Source organism: Enterobacter sp. WCHEn090032, from assembly GCF_003986875.1.
GTDB classification, from domain to species: Bacteria; Pseudomonadota; Gammaproteobacteria; order Enterobacterales; family Enterobacteriaceae; genus Enterobacter; species Enterobacter sichuanensis.
The window spans coordinates 1-20,392 of record NZ_RXRN01000026.1 but is presented as its reverse complement, the minus strand read 5'-3'; the positions used below and the strand labels follow the sequence as shown (position 1 = coordinate 20,392).

Genomic DNA, 20,392 nt, shown 5'->3' with positions numbered 1-20,392 from the left:
CCTGAGAAAAACAGAGATGGAACAAGCGCATACCCGGTTAATCGCTCAATTGAATGAACGGATCGCCGCGCCCGATAACACGCCGCTGTACCTGAAGTTTGCCGAAACGGTAAAAAACGCGGTGCGCAGCGGGGTGCTGGAGCACGGTAATATTTTGCCCGGCGAGCGCGATCTGAGTCAGTTAACCGGCGTGTCGCGCATCACCGTGCGTAAAGCGATGCAGGCGCTGGAGGAAGAGGGCGTGGTGACGCGCGCCCGCGGCTATGGCACGCAAATTAACAATATCTTCGAATATTCCCTGAAAGAGGCGCGCGGTTTTTCCCAGCAGGTGGTGTTGCGCGGTCAAAAGCCGAATACGCTGTGGGTCAACAAGCGGGTGGTGAAGTGTCCGGAAGAGGTGGCGAATCACCTTTCCATCCCCCCCGAGAGCGAGGTATTCCTGCTCAAACGTATTCGCTACGTTGACGAGGACGCCGTCTCGATTGAGGAGTCCTGGGTGCCGGTCGGGTTAATCCCCGACCCGGATGCGATCGGTATTTCGCTCTACGATTACTTCCGCAGCCAGAATATTTTCCCGCAGCGTACCCGCTCGCGCGTCAGCGCCCGCATGCCGGACAGCGAGTTTCAGGCGCACATTAAGATGGATGAAAAAATACCGGTGCTGGTGATCAAGCAGGTTGCGCTCGATCAGCAGCACCGGCCGATTGAGTACAGTATCAGCTACTGTCGCAGCGACCTATACGTCTTTGTGTGCGAGGAGTAGCGCCTCGCGCGTCGGGGCGCAATCACCGCCACGGTGGCTGACCACCCACGCGGCCACCGCGTTGCCGAGCTGCACCGCGTCTGCCAGTACCCATCCCGCGGCCAGCCCCGCAAGCGTACCGCCCGCATGGCTGTCGCCAGCGCCAATGGTGTCCACCACCGTGGCGGGAAACGCCGGAACAACGCCTGAGGCGTTACCGTCATACCACCTAGCACCGTCTTTATCATGGCGCACAATCAGCGCGGCGCCGAAGCGCTCCTGCCATACCTCACCCAGGTTTTCAGCCTCTATACCCAGTCTTTCAGCAGCGATCTCCGCTTCCTGACGATTCAGCGAGACGATCGGCCTGCAGGCCATAATCCTTGTCATCAGCGCGTCAGGGATATCCGCAATGCGTGGGCCGAAATCGATAAACGCCGTCACGTCCCGCAACCCTTCCAGCCAGCCCGTCAGCAGCTCGCCGCACGGCGAGGCCAGCTGGTAGCCGGACAAATAGACCAGGCTGTTTTGCGGAACGTGAAGCGCAGCCAGCCAGCGCTGCTGCCACTGGTTCTCCACGCCGCTAAAGGACATAAAGGTGCGCTCGCCGTCAGGCTCCACCAGCGCCAGACACCAGCCGTTGTCGCCGGTTTCGGCCTCCACGGCGCTGTGCAGATCCTGCTTCGCCATCGCGTTACGAATAATATCCGCCCACACGCCGTGGCCGACGGGGAGGGCGTTTTGCGCCGAAATGCCGAGCCGCTTCAGGGCGATGGCCGTGTTCAGCGCGCAGCCGCCAATATTTACCCCCTGCTGTTTTAACTCGATATCGCACCCGCGCCAGGGCAGGGCCCAGGCGTCGGCGATGACGTCAATCACCGCCGCGCCCAGTACCGTCACCGGGCGCGTGGCGTGCAGGGTTTCCAGGCGTTGGGCAAATGAACTCATACCCCCTCCCTTTGCTCCCGGTAGTGCAGCAGTTTTTCGCAGTAATGGCCGAAATCGAGCTGATTGACGGCGTCGAGCTCGGCTTTAAGCGCCGGGTCAATGGCCTGCACGCCGTGGAGCGCCCCGCAGATGGCCGTCGCCATTGCGCCAATGGTGTCGGTGTCTCCGCCCAGGTTGGCGCATAACACCGCGCAGCGGTTCGGGTCGGTTCCCGCCAGTTCGACCATTGCGATGGCCGCCGGAACGGACTCAATGGTGCTGGTTCCCGCACCAGTCAACTGGTAAATCTGCTCGCTGGCGGAGTCGATACCGTTGGCTTCCCGTACGGTCTTCAGCGCCAGCTCAATACGTGCCGCCAGCGAGGCGCTGAAGGTAGTGGTTTTCGCTTCCTGGGCATAGCGGGCGATACCCGGCAGGGCATCGACGATGTTCTGCCAGCGTTCCCCGTCGATGGCGCGTGAAACCGCCCAGGCAATCACCACCGCGCCGGCAATCGCGAGGTCAGATTTATGGGTCGGGCTGGAGGCCAGCGCCACCTGCGCGACAAAGTGTTCCAGCCGCGTCGCCGGAAGCAGGCAGCCGAGCGGGGAGGCACGCATCGCCGCCCCGTTGGTGACACCGTTGTTTTCCAGCTCGCTGACCGGTTTCCCGTCACGAATAGCGTTGAGCGCGATTTTCGATGTCGGGCCAAGCACGTTCTTGTTAAACGCGTCGAAATCGAGCGCCCAGCGCAAGATATGTTTGCCGATAACATCCGCGTTAATTTCCCCTTCGCACTCAATGATCGCATCCGCCAGGCACAGCGCCATTGAGGTATCGTCGGTGAACTCCGCGCGCTTAAAATAGCAGGCCGCGTTATTCTCCGCCGGGCCGGGTAAGAAGCGGTCTATCCAGCCGAAGTGCGCTTTGACGCGCTTTCGCGGCCACAGCTCCGACGGCATGCCCATCGCATCCCCTAACGCCTGCCCATAGAGGGCACCGAGAACACGTTCTTGTTTCATTTAACTTCCCCTTGTGTCAGCGCAGAATCGCCATCCACCACCTCAATTGCGGTGATCTCAGTGTCCGATTCGCGGAAAAACAGCATAAACAGCACGGCAATCACAGCAATCATGATCCCGCCGAATGTCCACATTCCGGCCCAGTTGAAGGTCAGCCCATTCACCGGCTCTTTGTATGCGAACATTTTTTCCATCATTACGCCGCCGAGGCGGTAGCCCAGCAGGCTACCAAACCCCTGACAGCAGAGCGTAATCAGGCCTTGCGCGGCAGTGCGCATATGCACCGGCGCTTTTTTATCCACGTAGATATACGCGGTAACGTAGTAGAAGTCGTAGCTCACCCCGTGCAGCAGAATGCCGAGGAACAGCAGGGCATAGGTGAAGTACTGTTCTGCGCCGCCGTAAACAAAGAATCCGTAGCGGATAGCGGCGGTGATCAAGCCCAGCATCAAGACCTTCTTAATACCAAAGCGTTTGGTGAAGAACGGCAGCGCCAGCATGAAGAAGATTTCGGAGAACTGACCGAGCGTCATCCAGCCGGTGGCGTTTTTCATTCCCACTTCGGTGAGATAGCCGTTGGCGAAGATGTAGTAGAAGGCCAGCGGCATGGCGAACAGAAACGAGCAGAAGAAGAACACCAGGAAGTTTTTGTCGCGCAGCAGGATCAGTGCATCCAGCCCCAGCATCACTTTGAAATCCAGCTTGCCGGTACTTTTCGGCGGCGTGTTCGGCAGGAACAGGGCAAACACGCCGAGCAGGGCGGAGCTGGCCGCGGTCATCAGCAATGGAATATTGGTATCGGAAATATCGCTGTAGCCCAGCATCTGCGGCAGGAAGCCGCACGCCAGCCCGGAGGCGATCCAGCCGATAGTTCCCATCACGCGGATGCGCGGGAAATCGGCCTCGACGTCGTCCACGTTGGCGAAGGCAATACTGTTGGTCAGCGCGATGGTGGGCATGTAGGTCAGGGAGTAAACCAGCAGCAGCGGGAAGAAGGTGCTGAACTGGGTTTGCTGTGCGGCGAAGTACATCAGAATCGCGCCGGCAAACATCAGCACCGCCAATACTTTCTGCGCGGCAAAGAAGCGGTCGGTCAGCGAGCCGACAAGAATAGGTGAGAGGATAGCGGCAATAGCGGTACAGGCGTAAGACCAGCCGATCTCCCCGGCGGTAAACCCGCTTTTGCTCAGCCACAGCCACAGCGGTACGAACCAGGCTCCCCAGATAAACCATTCAACAAACATCATGAATGACAGTTGGACTTTCGTTTTCATTGTTTAATCCTGCATGTCAGAGGGTACGCCTTTAACATACCATTCAATAATACCTTTTAAATACCTTTGTGGTGATTGTTTGATCAATGTAACAGTTTTGTTGTACACGAATCGAGCCAGCAGATTGTGCTGAAAAAAATGCAAAAGGTGGAAAATCTGTTAAGTCGGTACCAGGCTTAGTCTGCCCAGAAATAATGGGACTGGATAAACACACACCGACACGACGTCGGACTTACGGGAGTATCACATGACTGATATTGCGCAGTTGCTTGGCAAAGACGCCGACAGCCTTTTACAGCATCGTTGTATGACCATTCCAGCCGACCAGCTTTATCTGCCTGGTCATGACTACGTCGACCGCGTGATGGTCGATAACAACCGTCCGCCTGCCGTGCTGCGAAACATGCAGACCCTCTACAACACCGGGCGGCTCGGTGGCACCGGGTATCTCTCTATTCTGCCGGTAGACCAGGGCGTTGAGCACTCGGCGGGTGCCTCTTTCGCGGCGAATCCGCTCTATTTTGATCCGAAGAATATTGTTGAGCTGGCGATTGAAGCGGGCTGTAACTGCGTGGCGTCCACCTATGGTGTGCTGGCCTCGGTCGCGCGTCGCTATGCGCACCGCATTCCGTTCCTCGTGAAGCTCAACCACAATGAAACCCTCAGCTACCCCACCGAATATGATCAAACCCTCTACGCCAGCGTCGAGCAGGCGTTCAATATGGGGGCGGTCGCCGTCGGGGCGACGATCTATTTCGGCTCTGAGCAGTCCCGTCGTCAGATTGAAGAGATCTCTGCGGCGTTTGAGCGTGCGCACGAGCTGGGCATGGTGACCGTGCTGTGGGCTTACCTGCGTAACCCGGCGTTCAAAAAAGAGGGCGTGGATTATCATGTGTCTGCGGACCTGACCGGTCAGGCGAACCACCTGGCGGCCACCATCGGCGCGGATATTGTTAAGCAGAAAATGGCCGAGAATAACGGCGGATACAAAGCGGTGAACTTCGGTTACACCGATGACCGCGTGTACAGCAAGCTGACCAGCGATAACCCGATAGACCTGGTGCGCTACCAGCTGGCGAACTGCTACATGGGCCGTGCGGGGCTGATTAACTCCGGCGGGGCGGCGGGCGGGGATACTGACCTGTCAGACGCGGTGCGTACGGCGGTTATCAACAAGCGCGCGGGCGGCATGGGGCTAATCCTGGGCCGTAAGGCGTTTAAGAAATCGATGGCCGACGGCGTGAAGCTGATCAATGCGGTGCAGGACGTTTATCTGGACAGTAAAGTGACGATTGCCTGACGCCTCCCTTTCCCTCTCCCCGTGGGAGAGGGTTAGGGTGAGGGCATCATCGCGCACCGTGTGAAACATCAGCGCAGAAGCGCACAGTCCGGCGGCAACCGACACTGCAGCGCGCCGGGCAACACCTCAATGCGGAACTGCGTCCCGCTCAGCGGTTCCCCGTCAAGGTTAAAGGTCATCCCGTGCGGGGCATTCACTTCAAACCATGCCGATTTCCCGGCAATGATATTCGGACTCTCTTCCGGCTGCGTCAGCGTGGTAAACAGCGCGGGCAGCAGGCCGTCGCCCGTGAAAATCCGCAGCTGTAGCTGACCGTCATTAATCAGCGCCTCCGGGCACAGCTGCTGCCCGCCGCCTGCCTGGCGGCCATTGCCAATGCCAATCACCAGCGCGTCACCCTGCCACTGAAAATCATCGCCGCGAATTTCGCAGCGGTCAGGCTTGAGGGTATCCATGCGCATCAGACCGTGGATCAGGTAAGAGACGCCGCCCAGCGCCGCCTTCAGTTTTTCCGGCGTTTCGCTGGTGATGCGGGTGCCAAACCCGCCGGTCGCCATATTGATAAAGCAGGTTTTATCATTCACCTGAGCAATGTCCACGGAGGTAGCTTTACCGAGGATAGCCAGCTGAAGCGCCTTCGCTAACTCCTCAGGGATCCCGGCGCTGGTGGCAAAATCATTGGCGGTGCCGAGCGGTAAAATGCCCATCACCGGGCGGTTTGCCGGGGGCAGGTCGATAAGCGCAGAGGCGATCTCATTGATGGTGCCATCGCCGCCGCCGGAAATGATGGTCTTGACGCCCAGTCGAATACCTTCATCGATGTACCGTGCTGCGTCACCTTTTTCGAATGTCACCCGGACGTGAATTCGCGCACCGTCTTCACGTAGTTCGGTAATTGCCTGGCGCAACAGATCGTTGCCTGCACTTTTGCCATTGAGAATCAATAAACTGTCTGGATAGGTTGCCATCCTCGCTGCTCCCTTTTTTAGCGTTAATAAGAGTGTATAGCAGAGAGAAAAAAAGCGGGTAAGAACAGGATGAAAGGCAAAAATAAGGCTGCGGAAAGGGGATTTATCCCCCTTCATGGCCTTCATCTTTTATATGCCGGTTCCTCAAAGGACTCATACCCTTAACGTTTGAGTCCTGCTGTTTGCTTTTCCTCTATTTTCAACTGCTTACGCCACACCCGATTATGTAGCGTTAGCGCAATTGAACGGTAAAAGACCGATGTATTCATCCACACGATATTCAGGCAGAAAAATCCCAATCCTGATAATGAGGTTATTTGCGGTGTGTAATTCTCTACAGAGCTGAATAAAAGCGAAACCCACGTCCAGATAAAGTAAACGATGCTCATCAAGCCAGTCAGTGTAATGACAGAAATATGCAGTTTATATCCCGTTAAGGATCCTCTGGCAGTTAGAAACATCGTGCTCATCACAACCATGCAATACACCACTGCTGCAAGGAATACCCCCATCATTACCTTAAACTCAGGTAAGCCGAGCAGGCGAAATAGCAACATCCAGACAGAAACTTGTAGCATAGCGTAGCAAAAAATAGTGAGTAAGGTACTTATTGCTAAGGGTATGCCTGTCATATGTACACCCACAGGAACACCGAACTGACCTTTTAAGCGATCTTTCAATGATTCAAGCCGATGGAGATCGTCAGTCGCCATTTGACGTGTAATCAGAGTACTTAATGCAAGGCTCTTCTTGAGGTATTTTATCATGTCCGGGTCAATTACTTCCTGTATATGAAAAAGACTGAATCAAACCAAAAACGTATTTTCCAGATTGTGTAATATTCTGAGGATTCCGGATTGTACCCGAGATAGCACTGCCCAACACCCTTCATATGGTGGGTCTTTGCAATTTGATTCTTAATAAGTGGACTGAACGGTGCAAAAAAATAAGCCCGCGTAAGGGAGATTACGCAGGCTAAGGAGGTGGTTCCTGGTACAGCTAGCATTTATGGGTTATGTTTTTCAGCGGGGGGATAATACCCGTATTGAACGAAGCGGTATGTGATCCGATTCTAAGAATTATCCCAGCGCGAAAAAATTTCCCCGATTAACTATTTGCCGTGTGGGTTTCGGGTGCTTTCACCGTTGAAATTACGCATCAGCAGCGCAAACTTCAGCTCCACCTCTTCCGGCACCGGCAGCCAGACGGTATGACCGTCACCCGGCGCTACGTCAATCGCTTCGCCTTTGCCGTTTTCCAGATGCTCCAGCGTGAAGTTCATGTTGCCCTGCGGGGTCATCAGCTCCAGGCTGTCGCCTTTGGTGAACTTGTTTTTCACCGCTACGGCCGCCAGCGCGCCTTTACGCTCGCCGGTGAAGTCACCGACAAACTGCTGGCGCTCGGATACGGAGTAGCCGTGCTCATAGTTCTGGTAGTCGTCGTGGGTATGACGGCGCAGGAAGCCTTCGGTATAGCCGCGATGCGCCAGGCCTTCCAGGGTCTCCAGCAGGCTGGTATCGAACGGTTTACCGGCGGCGGCATCGTCGATGGCTTTGCGGTACACCTGCGCGGTGCGCGCGCAGTAGTAATAGGATTTGGTGCGGCCTTCGATTTTCAGGGAGTGCACGCCCATCTGGGTCAACCGCTCGACGTGAGCAACAGCGCGCAGATCTTTTGAGTTCATGATGTAAGTGCCGTGCTCATCTTCAAAGGCGGTCATGTACTCGCCCGGACGTTTGGCTTCTTCAATCATAAATACGCTGTCGGTGGGCGCGCCGATGCCCAGCGTAGGCTCAACGTTAGTCACCGGGATAGGTTCATGCTTGTGGACGATATTGCCGATGTCGTCCTCTTTGCCTTCCTGGACGTTATATTCCCAGCGGCAGGCGTTGGTGCAGGTCCCCTGGTTTGGGTCGCGCTTGTTGATGTAACCAGAGAGCAGGCAGCGGCCGGAGTAGGCCATACACAGCGCGCCGTGAACGAAGATTTCGATTTCCATATCCGGCACCTGGGTGCGGATCTCTTCGATCTCTTCCAGCGAAAGCTCGCGGGAGAGAATGACGCGGGTCAGCCCCATCTGCTTCCAGAATTTCACCGTCGCCCAGTTAACGGCGTTAGCCTGTACGGAGAGGTGAATATCCATCTCCGGGAAGTTCTCCCGAACCAGCATGATTAAACCCGGATCCGACATGATCAGCGCGTCCGGCCCCATCTCCACCACCGGCTTCAGGTCGCGGATGAAGGTCTTCAGCTTGGCGTTGTGCGGCGCGATGTTGACCACCACGTAGAATTTTTTGCCCAGCGCATGCGCTTCATTGATGCCGAGCTGCAGGTTCTCGTGGTTGAATTCATTGTTACGTACGCGCAGCGAGTAGCGCGGCTGGCCCGCGTAGACAGCGTCGGCACCATAGGCGAAAGCGTAACGCATATTTTGCAGCGTTCCCGCCGGGGAAAGGAGTTCCGGTTTAAACATGTTTGTTCTCGTTCTGATGACAGGTCAGATCCGCGTGCACACGGTGCAGCGGTAAGGGGAGATCCCCCACTTTAAGGGCGGGCATTGTAGCGCTGCGGGGCAGGGAGGTAAAGCGCCGGGTCGCGTCACCGTTTTCCCGGCGCGCGTCCTGCTGTCAGGTATTGTCTTTTACCGTCTGAGATGACCCGTTCGTTTTGACGGAGGCGATACCCTTATCACGCGATTGTTCCGTCGCATAAAGCTGGCTGCTGCCAATCACCTGATGATTACCCGCCCTGAGATTGAAATGGAACTTACCGTTCGAGGCTGTTTTCTTTTCGTAACGCTCGTCCTGCGGGCTGTTCGTGCGTACGGAAGCAATGCCGTTTTCGGCGGCACTTTTACTGGTGTAAAGCTCGCTGGTCAGGATGATCTCCCCGTTTCCAGCTTTCAGCACAAACCTGAACTGACCATCACTGCTTTTACTTAATTCGAACCAACCAGACATAGGAACTCCTTGAGCGAAAGTAAAAATTATCAGTACCAGTTATAAGTAAGCGAACCGGTAAAAAGAGTATGGTTGATTCCGGGATGGATTCCAGAAAAGAAAAAACCCGCCAGAGGGCGGGTTTCAGAGGTGAAACGTCATACTATCCGGCACGCATCCGCTTCCCAGCGATACCCCACGCCATACACCGCGCGAATAAATGACTGTTCAGCGTCCAGCGCCTCCAGCTTGCGGCGCAGGTTTTTGATGTGGCTGTCGATGGTGCGGTCGGTCACGACGCGGTAATCGTCATACAGGCGGTTCAGCAACTGCTCGCGGGAGAATACTTTCCCCGGCTCGTGGGAGAGGGTTTTCAGCAGGCGGAACTCGGCGGGCGTGAGGTCCAGCAGTTTGCTGCGCCAGCTCGCCTGGAAACGGCTTTCATCCACAATCAGCGGGCTTTGCGCGTCCAGCACCTGAAGCTCGCGCTGCGGTTTACAGCGGCGCAGAATGGTTTTCACGCGGGCGACCACTTCGCGCGGGCTGTAAGGTTTGCAGATGTAATCGTCCGCGCCAATTTCGAGCCCCAGCAGGCGGTCGATCTCTTCAATTTTGGCGGTAACCATCACGATCGGCACGTCGGAGAAGCGACGAATTTCCCGGCACAGGGTGAGGCCATCGGTACCGGGCAGCATCAGATCCAGCAGGATCAGGTCCGGCGGCGTCTGGCGCACGTACGGCAGCACCTGGTCGCCGTGGCTAATCAGCGACGGGGCGTAGCTGGCCGCACGTAAATAGTCGATCAGCAACTGCCCGAGCTTGGGCTCGTCTTCGACGATCAAAATGCGCGGTGTGTTTTCGTCAATGGGTAACTCGGTCATACTTCTCTCGATAACTCCCGTTCCAGCGGTAACTCTACTGTAATGCTAACCCCGCCAAAAGGCGAATGGGCGGCGCGGATCGTCCCATTATGCGCCTCGACGATGTTAACGCAAATCGCCAGCCCCAGCCCGGAGCCGCCGCTGGCGCGGTTACGGGACCCTTCGGTGCGATAAAAACGCTCAAACAGTTTTTCCAGCTGCGCATCCTGCACGCCGGGGGCGGAATCCGCGAAGGTGAGGGCGAAGCGTCCGTTTTCCTGTTTGCCGGAGATATGCAGCCCGCCGCCGCTGTCGGTATAGCGCAGGCTGTTTTCCAGCAGGTTGTTGAACAGCTGCATCAGGCGATCTTTGTCGCCAAACACTACCGCGCTGTCCGGCAGGGAGAGGTCAATCTTCAGGTTGCGGCTGGCAAACCGTTCCCGGAAGGCGCCGCTGGCGACTTCAAGCACGTTGATCACATCGACGGGTGCCTTCTGGTAAGCCAGCGCCCCTTCATCGGACATGGAGAGCTGGTGGAGGTCATCCACCAGTTTGGTGAGCGTGCCCACTTCCGCCTGCAGGGAGGCCACCGATTCAGGCGTAAACTGGCGTACGCCGTCCTGAATGGCCTCCAGTTCGCCACGCAGCACCGCCAGCGGCGTGCGCAGCTCGTGGGAGATATCGGCCATAAAATCGCGGCGCATCTGCTGGTTTTTTTCCAGGGTGCTGGCGAGCTGGTTAAAGTCCTGCGCCAGCTTGCCCAGTTCGTCCTGGCTGCGGGTGTCGACGCGGGTAGTGAAATCCCCGGCCGCCAGCTTGTGCGTACCTTCCACCAGCCGTTTTACCGGCGCGAGCAGACCACGCGCCAGCGGGAAGGTGGCGAGCGCGGCGAGCAGGGTGGAGAGGGCGACAATCAGCCAGCTTGTCCGGCGCTGCTGGCGGTCAAAGTTAATGTCGGTGTTGCGCGTCAGGCGCTCCACCGGCGAGGCGATCACCCAGCCGACGGTGGCGTTATTCACTTTAATCGCCCGGCGGGTGCCGTCCGGCGGAATTGGCGCGCGCGGGCCAACCAGGGGGCGCATCTCCTGGTCGATCACCCAGAACTGGGTACGCCAGCCGTGCGGCGGCATGCCCGGTCCCGGGCGGTCATCACCGGTGTCGTGCTCCAGCGAACGCAGGATCTGGAAAATAAAGCGGTCGTTATTGCGCAGAAAACGCCAGTTGCCGTGCTGGGCGTACTGTTCACTCAGCGCATCGCTTAAGCCCTGTAAACGCTGTTCATTGCCATGCTTGATGTAATCAATAAACCCGCGCTCGAAGCTGATCCGCACCGCCCAGTGCATGGTGATCAGCAGAACGATACAGGTGGCAAAAATCGCCAGAAAGAGCTTACCGGTAATCCCCGGACGCCAGAATTTCATGAGCCACTCCTTTTGCCGCGCCTAATCACGACGTTCTTGCGGGTATCATCCGGCACTCGGGCGAAGATGAATGCGGGCAGGGCGATAATGACCGCCATGCTGAGATACGTATATAAAAAGACCTGATGTGCCACCGGCGTGTCGACGCTGAGGTGGTGCTGACCGTACATGCCGAGCAGCAGACCGGCGATAGTCACGCCGACGCTCATGGAGAGCTGCATGACCATCGACAGCAGGCTGTTGCCGCTGCTCGCCAGCTCATCCGGCAGGTCTTTCAACGTCAGGGTATTCATCGACGAAAAGCGCATGGAGTTGATCACCCCCTGGCAGAACAGCACCAACGGCAGGACGTAGTACCAGCCCATCAGCGCCACGGCCATAAACAGCAGGCTGACCAGCGCCAGGCCAAGCGTGGCGGCCACCAGCACGTGACGATAGCCAAAGCGGTTGACGACCTGCACCACGATGCGCTTCATCCCCATGCTGCCGAGCACCATCGGGATCATCATCAGGCCCGCGTGAAACGGTGAAAAGCCCATGCCGATTTGTAGAAAAACGGGCGTCATAAAGGGCAGCATGCCGCTGCCGACGCGTCCGGCAAAGCTGCCGAACAGGCCAAGACGGTAGGTGGGATTTTTAAACAGCGTCAGGCTGAACAGCGCCTTGTCGTTTCCTCTGGCGTGCCAGAGGTACCCCAAAATAGCGGTGAGGCCGAGGGCGACCAGGATACCCAGCGTCCGGGACGAAATCCCCAGCCCTTTTTGCCCGTCGAGGGCGAGGGTGAGCGTTGCCATGCCTGCGGCAAGCAGGATAAAACCAAAGAAATCAAAGCGCCGCGTCTGCATTTTATAGTTTGGCATCAGCGCCAGGGTGGCAATCGCGCCAACGATGCCCACCGGCAGGTTGATTAAGAAAATCCAGTGCCAGGAGGCATACTCCACCAGCACGCCACCCAGCGCCGGACCCAGCAGCGGTCCCACCTGGCCGGGCAGGGTGACAAAAGTCATCGCCGCCATGTACTGCTCGCGCGGAACAATCTTCATCACCGTTAACCGCCCGACGGGGACCATCATCGCCCCACCGATACCCTGCAGCACGCGCGCCATGACCAACTGGTCGAGGGTATTGGCCTGGGCGCAAAACAGCGAGCCGGTGGTAAACAGCACGATGGCGGTGAAGAAGATATTCCGCACGCCGACTTTGTCGGCCAGCCAGCCGCTGGCAGGCAGCATCACGGCCACCGTCAGCACGTAGGAGACAATCACCATATGCATATGCAGCGGGCTCTCCCCCAGGCTTTTCGCCATCGAGGGGAGGGCGGTGTTAACGATAGTCGTATCCAGCGACTGCATAAAAAAGCCGAAGGCGACAATCCATAATTGCCAGCGAACGCTGCTGGGAAGCTCAGTCATTTACCCGGTCACCGTGGTTCTGTTTTTACGTGCAACGCGCAGCCGCAGGCGGTCAAAGAAAAGATAGACCACCGGCGTGGTGTAGAGCGTCAGCAGCTGGCTCATCACCAGCCCGCCGACAATGGTGATCCCCAGCGGCTGGCGCAGCTCCGAGCCGTCGCCCCCGGAAATCACCAGCGGCAGCGCGCCAAACAGCGCCGCCAGGGTGGTCATCATGATCGGACGAAAACGCAGCAGGCAGGCCTGGAAGATGGCCTCTTCCGGTGACAGGTTACCGTTGCGCTGGGCGTCCAGGGCGAAGTCGACCATCATGATGGCATTTTTCTTCACAATACCGATTAACAGCATGATCCCGATAAGCGCGATGAGGCTGAACGGCGCATCGAACAGCTCCAGCGCCAGCAGTGCCCCCACGCCCGCCGACGGCAGCGTCGAGAGGATGGTCAGCGGGTGCACGTAGCTCTCATACAGAACGCCCAGCACAATGTAGACCGTGGCGATGGCGGCCAGAATCAAAATCACCTGCGAGTTCATCGTCTCCTGGAACACCTGCGCGGTGCCGGCAAAGCTTCCGCGCACGGTGGACGGTACGCCAAGCTGCGTCATTGCCCGGTTGATCGCATCGCTGGCCTCCGAAAGCGACGAACCAGCGGGCAGGTTAAAGGAGATGGTCGACGCCGCCGACAGCCCCTGATGGTTCACCGACAGCGGTGCGTTGGCGGGCTGCCAGCTGGCAAAGTACGAGAGCGGAATCGCCTTGCCGTCGTTGTTGATGACAAACATTTTGTCCAGGGCGCTGATGTCCTGGGTGTAACGCGGGTCAACCTCCATCACCACCTTATACTGGTTCATTGGCTGGTAGATGGTTGAAATTTCGCGCTGGCCGAAGGCGTTGTTCAGCAGGCTGTTGGCGGCTTCAACGTTAATGCCCAGCCGCGACATGGTTTCGCGGTCGTAGGTCAGGGCCATCTCGGCGCCGTTGTCCTGCTGATCGGAGTTCACGTCCGCCAGTTGGGGCAGGGCGACCAGCGCCTTGCGGATCTTCGGTTCCCACTCGCGCAGGGCGGCTAAATCATCAGAAAGCAACGTGTACTGGTAGCTGGCGTTTGCCTGACGCCCGCCGACGCGGATGTCCTGAACGGCCATCAAAAACAGGTTGGCGCCCGGCTCTTTGGCGAGCTTCACCCGCAGTCGGTCAATTACCTGCTGGGCGGTTTCATTGCGCTCGCCGCGCGGTTTCAGGGTAATAAACATCATCCCACTGTTCACGCGTGACCCGCCGGTAAAGCCGGTCACGTTATCCACGGCTTTATCTTCCCGAATGATCTTCATAAAGTCCTGCAGCTTGCCGCGCATCGCCTGGAACGAAATGCTCTGATCCGCCTGAATACCGCCCATCAGCACGCCGGTATCCTGCTCCGGGAAAAAGGTTTTCGGGATGGAGATATACAGCCAGACGTTGAGCACGATGGTGCCGATCAGCACCAGACCGACAAGCCGGGTATGGTTCAGCACCCATTTCAGCGATTTTCCGTAGCCCTCCTGCATCGCCAGCAGAACGCGGCCAAAGCCTTTGCGGCGCGGCTGCGAGTGCGGCTTGCTGCGCTTAAGCATCCAGCCGCACATCATTGGCGTGAGCGTTAAGGAGATAATCAGCGAAATACCGATGGCGACGGAGAGGGTGACGGCAAACTCGCGCAGCAGCCTGCCCGGCAGCCCGCCCATCAGCAGCAGCGGCAGGAACACCGCCACCAGCGACAGGCTCATGGAGAGCACCGTAAAGCCCACCTCGCGCGTCCCCTGCAGGGCCGCCTGCAGGGGTTTAACCCCGGCTTCCAGGTGGCGGGAAATATTCTCCAGCACCACGATGGCGTCATCCACCACAAAGCCCGTGGCAATCGTCAGGGCCATCAGCGACAGGTTGTTGAGGCTAAAGCCGCACAGATACATGGCGGCAAAGGTGCCAATCAGCGACACCGGCACGGCCACAGCCGGAATCAGCGTCGCCCGGCCGGAGCGCAGGAACAGGAACACCACCAGGATCACCAGCGCAACCGAGATCACCAGCGTTTGCTCCACCTCTTCCAGCGAGGCGCGAATGGTCGGGGAGCGATCCTGGGCAATTTGCAGATCGATAGCCGCCGGGATGGTCTGCTGCAGCTCCGGGAGGCGGGCGCGAATGCTGTTCACCGTCTCAATGATGTTGGCTTCCGGCAGCTTGCGGATCATCAACAAAATCGCCGGTTTGGCGTTGGTCATCCCGGCGTTGCGCACGTCCTGCACCGAGTCGGTGACACTGGCGACGTCGCTTAGGCGCACCGCCGCGCCGTTGTTGTAGTGAATGATCAACGGCTGATATTCCGCCGCGGTTTTCAGCTCGTCGTTGGTGTGGATCTGCCAGCGGTGGCTTCCGTCCTCAATCGCCCCCTGTGGTTTGCGCACGTTGGCGTTGCTGATGGCGGAACGCACGTCGTCCAGCGACACGCCCTGGTTAAACAGCGCCTGCGGGTTTAACCCCACGCGCACCGCGGGCAGAGAGCTGCCGCCGACGCTCACGTCACCGACGCCGTTAATTTGTGAAATTGTCTGCGCCAGCTGGGTGGACGCAAAGTCGTACAGCTGGCCCTGCGAGTAGGTGTCCGAGGTCAGCGTCAGGATCATGATCGGCGCGTCGGACGGGTTGGCTTTCCGGTAGGTCGGACGGCTCGGCATCCCGCTGGGCAGCAGACTTTGCGCGGCGTTAATGGCGGCCTGCACGTCGCGCGCCGCGCCGTTGATATCCCGGTCGAAGCTGAACTCCAGAATGATGCGCGTACTGCCGAGCGAGCTGCTGGAGGTCATCTCGTTGACCCCCGCGATCCGTCCGAGCGAGCGCTCCAGCGGCGTGGCAACGGACGAGGCCATGGTTTCCGGTGACGCACCCGGCAGCGAGGCGCTGACCATGATCACCGGGAAATCCACCTGCGGCAGTGGCGCTACCGGCAGCAGCCGGAAGCCCAGCACGCCGCACAGCGTAATGGCGAGCGAGATTAATATCGTCGCCACCGGGCGATAAATGAAGAGGGCGAAAAACTTCACTTATGCCTCCTCTTCACGTTTCGGGAAGCGGCTTTTGGCCCACAGCGCCAGCCGGTCAAACAGCAGATAAATCACCGGCGTGGTGAACAGCGTCAGCACCTGGCTCACCAGCAGACCGCCGACCATGCCAATGCCCAGCGGACGACGCAGCTCCGCGCCGACGCCGGTGCTCAGCATCAGCGGCAGCGCCCCCAGCAGGGCCGCCAGCGTGGTCATCAGGATCGGGCGAAAACGCAGCAGGCAGGCCTGGAAGATGGCATCACGCGGCGACATGCCCTGCTCGCGCTCGGCGGCCAGGGCGAAGTCGATCATCATGATGGCGTTTTTCTTTACGATCCCGATAAGCAGGATGATGCCGATGATGGCAATCACGTCCAGCTCGCTCCCCGCCAGCATTAAGGCCAGCAGCGCCCCCACGCCCGCCGTCGGCAGGGTGGAGAGGATGGTGATTGGGTGAATAAAGCTTTCGTACAGCACGCCGAGCACGATATACATCGCCACCACGGCGGCGACGATCAGCCAGATGGTGTTGCCCAGCGCGGCCTGGAACGCCAGCGTGCTGCCCTGGAACTGGGTCTGAATATCAGCCGGGAAGCTTACCGCTTTTTCCGCCGCCTGAATGGCCTCCACCGCTTCGCCGAGTGAATAATTGTCCGGCACGTTGAAGGAGATGGTGGTGGACGGGAACTGATCCAGATGGTTAACCGACAGCGGGGTGTAGCGTTCTTCCACCGTCGCAATCGCGCTCAGCGGCACAATCCCACCGTCTTTGCTGGTCAGGCGCACCGACTCCAGCCCCGCCAGGCCCGGCGTGTTTTCCGTGTTGTGCTCCAGCACCACGCGATACTGGTTCGCCTGGGTGTAGATGGTGGAGATCAGACGCTGCCCGAACGCGTTATACAGCGCGTTATCCACATCCGCCATAGTGATGCCCAGGCGGCTGGCGGCGTCGCGGTTGACGTTTACATACGCCGCCAGCCCTTTGTCCTGCCAGTCGCTGCTGACGTCGGAGAGCTGCGGCAGGGTATTAAGCTTATCCACCAGCTGCGGCACCCAGGTGCTGAGCGCGTCCAGTGAGGTGGCCTGCAGCGTGAACTGGTACTGCGTGCGGCTGACCTGGGTATCGATGGTCAAATCCTGAATCGGCTGCAGGTAAAGCTCCACGCCCGGCACGCGGGCGACGGCGTTTTGCAGCCGTTCAATCACGGTGTTGACGCGATCGTCACGCTCATCCAGCGGCTTGAGGTTGATCTGCAGACGCGCGCTGTTCAGCGACGGATTGGTGCCATCCACCCCCACGTAGGCGGTCAGGCTTTCCACGGCCGGATCCTTCAGGACGATCTCAGACACCTGCTGCTGGCGCTGGGCCATGTTGGCGAAGGAGACCGACTGCGGGGCCTGTAGCGTACCCTGAATAATGCCGTTGTCCTGGATCGGGAAGAAGCCTTTCGGAATGAAAATCCACAGCATCACGCTGAGCGCCAGGGTTCCCAGCGCCACGCCGAGGGTGGCCCATGGATGGTTGAGGACTTTCGCCAGTACGCGACCGTAGGCGGCAATAATCCGCTCGAACATGCGCTCGGAGGCGCGCGAGAAACGGTTTTGCTTGCGCAGTGATTCGTGGCTCAGCATGCGGGCGCACATCATCGGCGTCAGGGTCAGTGAGACCACGGCGGAGATCAAAATGGCGACCGCCAGCGTCACGGCAAACTCGCGGAACAGACGCCCGACGATATCGCCCATAAACAGCAGCGGGATCAGCACCGCAATCAGCGAGAAGGTGAGCGAAATAATGGTAAAGCCGATTTCGCCTGCGCCTTTCAGCGCGGCGGCCAGCGGTTTTTCACCTTTCTCGATATAGCGCGAGATGTTCTCGATAACCACGATGGCATCGTCCACCACGAACCCGGTGGCGATGGTTAGCGCCATTAGCGTCAGGTTATTGATCGAAAAATCAAGGAACACCATGACGGCAAATGTGCCCACCAGCGAGAGGGGGACGGCGACGGCGGGAATAATGGTTGCCGGAACGTTACGCAGGAACAGATAGATAATCATCACCACCAGCGCAATCGCCAGCATCAGCTCAAACTGGGTGTCGGTGACCGAGGCGCGAATGTTCGTGGTACGGTCGGAAAGCACCTTCACACTGACCGATTTCGGCAGGCTTTCAATCAGTTGCGGCAGCATCGCGCGGATGCTGTCGGCAGTTTCGATGATGTTCGCCCCAGGCTGGCGCTGCACGTTCATCACAATCGCCTGCTGTTTGTTGGCCCACGCCCCCAGCCAGCTGTTCTCCGCGCCTTGTTCCACGGTCGCCACATCGCCCAGACGCACCGGGGCGCCGTTCTGGTACGCGATGATCAGCTGACGGTATTCATCGGCGGACTGCATCTGGTCGTTGGCAGAGAGCGTCACGGCGCGGGTTGGGCCGTCCAGCGAGCCTTTCGCCGAGTTGACGTTGGCATTGCTGATGGCGCTGCGGATGGTTTCGCTGGTCAGCCCCAGCGCGGCAATTGCCTGCGCGTTCAGCTTAACGCGCACCGCCGGGCGTTGTCCCCCCGCCAGCGTGACGAGCCCGACGCCGGAGACCTGAGAAATTTTCTGCGCCACGCGGGTTTCGACCATGTCTTCGACCTGGGTCATCGGCAGGGCGGAGGAGGTGACGGCAAGGGTCATGATCGGCGGATCCGCCGGGTTCACTTTGCTGTAGACCGGCGGGTTAGGCAGGTCCGACGGCAGCAGGTTGGTGGCGGCGTTAATCGCGGCCTGAACCTCCTGCTCGGCAACGTCCAGCGACAGCGTAAGCTGGAACTGCAGCGTCACGACGGATGCGCCCCCGGAACTCTGGGAGGACATCTGCTTTAATCCCGACATCTGGCCGAACTGGCGCTCCAGCGGGGCGGTGATGGCGGAGGTCACCACGTCCGGGCTGGCGCCGGGATAAAGCGTCACCACCTGAATGGTGGGATAGTCCACCTCGGGCAGCGCCGAGACGGGCAGAAAGCGATAGCCGATAATCCCGGCGAGCAGGATCGCCACCATCAGCAGCGTGGTGGCGACAGGGCGGAGGATAAACAGGCGTGACGGCCCACCTGTGGAGCCTGGCGGCATCACCTGCATCAGGAGGTCGCTCCCTGTTTCGCCGGTTCTACCACTTCCACTTTGGCCCCTTCGGTCAGACGGTCAATGCCGTCGGTGACCACGCGGTCGCCTGCGGAAAGGCCCGCGCTGATCACCACCGTCTGGCTGTCCTGAATCCCGGTTTTCACCAGATGCTTGCTGACTTTATTGTCGCTGTTGAGCACCCAGACGAAGTTGCCTTCGTTACCCATCTGCAGCGCAGCGGTGGGGATCACCACCGCGTTCTCTTCGGTCGCTACCAGCATGCGCGCATTGACGAACTGGTTCGGGAAGAGGGCATCGTCCTGGTTATTAAAGCGCGCCTTCAGCTTGATGGTGCCGGTGGTGGTGTCGATCTGATTATCCAGACTGAGCAGGGACCCTTCGCTCAGTTTCTGCTTATTGGTGCGGTCCCAGGCTTCAACCACCAGCCCTTTGCCGGCTTTTTGCGCCTGCACTACCGTGGCAATATCGCTTTCCGGCAGGGTAAAGACTAAATCAATCGGGTGGGTTTGGGTGATCACCACGATGCCGGTGGTATCCCCGCTTGAGATCTGATTGCCGATATCCACCTGCTTCAGGCCGACGCGGCCGTCAATCGGCGCGGTGATGCGGCTCCAGTCCAGCTGCAGCTGCGCGCTGGCTACCGCGGCTTCGTCAGCCTTAATGGTGCCCTGCGTTTCGCTGACCAGCGACTGCTGCGTGTCCAGCTCCTGACGGGAGACCAGATTGGTTTTCACCAGCTGCTGGTAGCGCGCTAAATCGCGCCGGGCGTTGGCGAGGGTGGCGTTGTCTCTCGCGAGCTGCCCCTGCGCCTGGGCGAGGGCGACCTTAAACTGGCTCGGGTCGATTTCCGCCAGCAGATCGCCAGCTTTGACCTGTTGGCCTTCCTGGAAGTGAATGGCCATCAGCTGGCCGTCGACGCGGCTGCGCACCGTCACGGTGTTGGCGGCGGTAATGGTCCCGAGTCCCGTAAGATAGCGAGGAACGGCTTTATTCACCGCCGTGGCCGCCTGGACCGGTGCCAGCGCGCCGCCACGCATACCGTGACGTCCTCCGCCAGCCGGGCGCTGTGGCTGGCTGGTGGCACCGGCGGGTGCGGCGGAGTTCGCGGATTGACTGTGCCAGTACCAGGCGGCGGCAAGGACCACCACAATGATGCCAGCGGCGATTGCCCAGCGGGATTTGTTACTGCCTTTCATCGTTATACGTTCTCATCCTGAATACTTCGGGGAATGATACTAGTTTAGTCAGGCAACACAGCGGAAAAATGGAGGAAATATGGAAGACTGTCGGGAATTGTCTGAGTGTGGTGGTCTGTGTTTT

Annotated in this window: 15 protein-coding genes; 2 read left to right on the top strand and 13 right to left on the bottom strand. The window is 58.9% G+C overall.

The window, feature by feature from the left end:
• The first annotated feature begins 16 nt into the window (after positions 1-16).
• The gene (locus tag EKN83_RS18605; protein WP_025760289.1) at positions 17-763 is read left to right on the top strand and encodes a GntR family transcriptional regulator; all 747 of its coding nucleotides are present in this window, start codon (positions 17-19) and stop codon (positions 761-763) included.
• On the opposite strand, the gene EKN83_RS18600 is transcribed toward EKN83_RS18605, so the two are convergent.
• From EKN83_RS18600 to EKN83_RS18590, 3 genes are read right to left on the bottom strand one after another with little or no spacing between them, the layout of a single operon-like run.
• Positions 737-1,690, bottom strand: a complete 954-nt coding sequence (locus tag EKN83_RS18600) for a PfkB family carbohydrate kinase (protein ID WP_126801444.1) — start codon at positions 1,688-1,690, stop codon at positions 737-739. The two genes, EKN83_RS18605 and EKN83_RS18600, sit on opposite strands and share 27 nt — an antisense overlap.
• Entirely contained in the window at positions 1,687-2,691 is a 1,005-nt protein-coding gene (locus tag EKN83_RS18595; RefSeq protein ID WP_045285607.1) for an ADP-ribosylglycohydrolase family protein, read from the bottom strand. Before EKN83_RS18595 ends, EKN83_RS18600 begins: the two co-directional genes overlap by 4 nt.
• Positions 2,688-3,965: a nucleoside permease gene (locus EKN83_RS18590; RefSeq protein WP_126801443.1), complete on the bottom strand. Its 1,278-nt coding sequence runs from the start codon at positions 3,963-3,965 to the stop codon at positions 2,688-2,690. The genes EKN83_RS18595 and EKN83_RS18590 overlap by 4 nt, the downstream gene beginning before the upstream one ends.
• A 247-nt stretch (positions 3,966-4,212) precedes the next feature.
• Between EKN83_RS18590 and fbaB the strand changes: the two genes are divergently transcribed.
• Positions 4,213-5,265 carry a class I fructose-bisphosphate aldolase gene (gene fbaB / locus EKN83_RS18585; protein ID WP_025760285.1) on the top strand — a complete coding sequence of 351 codons (1,053 nt, stop codon included), beginning with the start codon at positions 4,213-4,215 and terminating at the stop codon, positions 5,263-5,265.
• A 68-nt stretch (positions 5,266-5,333) separates the two neighbouring features.
• Here fbaB and yegS read toward each other — a convergent pair whose 3' ends face one another.
• The 10 genes from yegS to EKN83_RS18530 form a co-directional block, all read right to left on the bottom strand.
• Positions 5,334-6,233, bottom strand: coding sequence for a lipid kinase YegS (gene yegS, locus EKN83_RS18580; protein WP_126801442.1), 900 nt, complete (start codon positions 6,231-6,233; stop codon positions 5,334-5,336).
• 161 nt (positions 6,234-6,394) lie between these two features.
• Complete coding sequence (locus EKN83_RS18575; protein WP_126801441.1) at positions 6,395-7,000, bottom strand: hypothetical protein; 606 nt, start codon at positions 6,998-7,000, stop codon at positions 6,395-6,397.
• A 344-nt stretch (positions 7,001-7,344) separates the two neighbouring features.
• Positions 7,345-8,706: a tRNA 5-hydroxyuridine modification protein YegQ gene (gene yegQ / locus EKN83_RS18565; RefSeq protein WP_025758705.1), complete on the bottom strand. Its 1,362-nt coding sequence runs from the start codon at positions 8,704-8,706 to the stop codon at positions 7,345-7,347.
• Positions 8,707-8,860: 154 nt separating this feature from the next.
• Positions 8,861-9,193 (bottom strand): YegP family protein, encoded by a 333-nt coding sequence (locus EKN83_RS18560; protein WP_025758706.1) that lies wholly within the window; start codon positions 9,191-9,193, stop codon positions 8,861-8,863.
• A gap of 137 nt (positions 9,194-9,330) precedes the next feature.
• Positions 9,331-10,053 carry a two-component system response regulator BaeR gene (baeR, locus tag EKN83_RS18555; RefSeq protein WP_025758707.1) on the bottom strand — a complete coding sequence of 241 codons (723 nt, stop codon included), beginning with the start codon at positions 10,051-10,053 and terminating at the stop codon, positions 9,331-9,333.
• On the bottom strand, positions 10,050-11,453 hold the full coding sequence (gene baeS, locus EKN83_RS18550; protein ID WP_025758708.1) for a two-component system sensor histidine kinase BaeS: 1,404 nt from the start codon (positions 11,451-11,453) through the stop codon (positions 10,050-10,052). The genes baeR and baeS overlap by 4 nt, the downstream gene beginning before the upstream one ends.
• On the bottom strand, positions 11,450-12,865 hold the full coding sequence (locus tag EKN83_RS18545) for an MFS transporter (protein WP_126801440.1): 1,416 nt from the start codon (positions 12,863-12,865) through the stop codon (positions 11,450-11,452). Before EKN83_RS18545 ends, baeS begins: the two co-directional genes overlap by 4 nt.
• The gene (gene mdtC / locus EKN83_RS18540; protein ID WP_126801439.1) at positions 12,866-15,943 is read right to left on the bottom strand and encodes a multidrug efflux RND transporter permease subunit MdtC; all 3,078 of its coding nucleotides are present in this window, start codon (positions 15,941-15,943) and stop codon (positions 12,866-12,868) included.
• The gene (locus tag EKN83_RS18535; protein WP_126801438.1) at positions 15,944-19,066 is read right to left on the bottom strand and encodes an MdtB/MuxB family multidrug efflux RND transporter permease subunit; all 3,123 of its coding nucleotides are present in this window, start codon (positions 19,064-19,066) and stop codon (positions 15,944-15,946) included.
• Complete coding sequence (locus EKN83_RS18530; protein ID WP_126801437.1) at positions 19,066-20,268, bottom strand: MdtA/MuxA family multidrug efflux RND transporter periplasmic adaptor subunit; 1,203 nt, start codon at positions 20,266-20,268, stop codon at positions 19,066-19,068. Before EKN83_RS18530 ends, EKN83_RS18535 begins: the two co-directional genes overlap by 1 nt.
• Between the last annotated feature and the right edge of the window lie 124 nt (positions 20,269-20,392).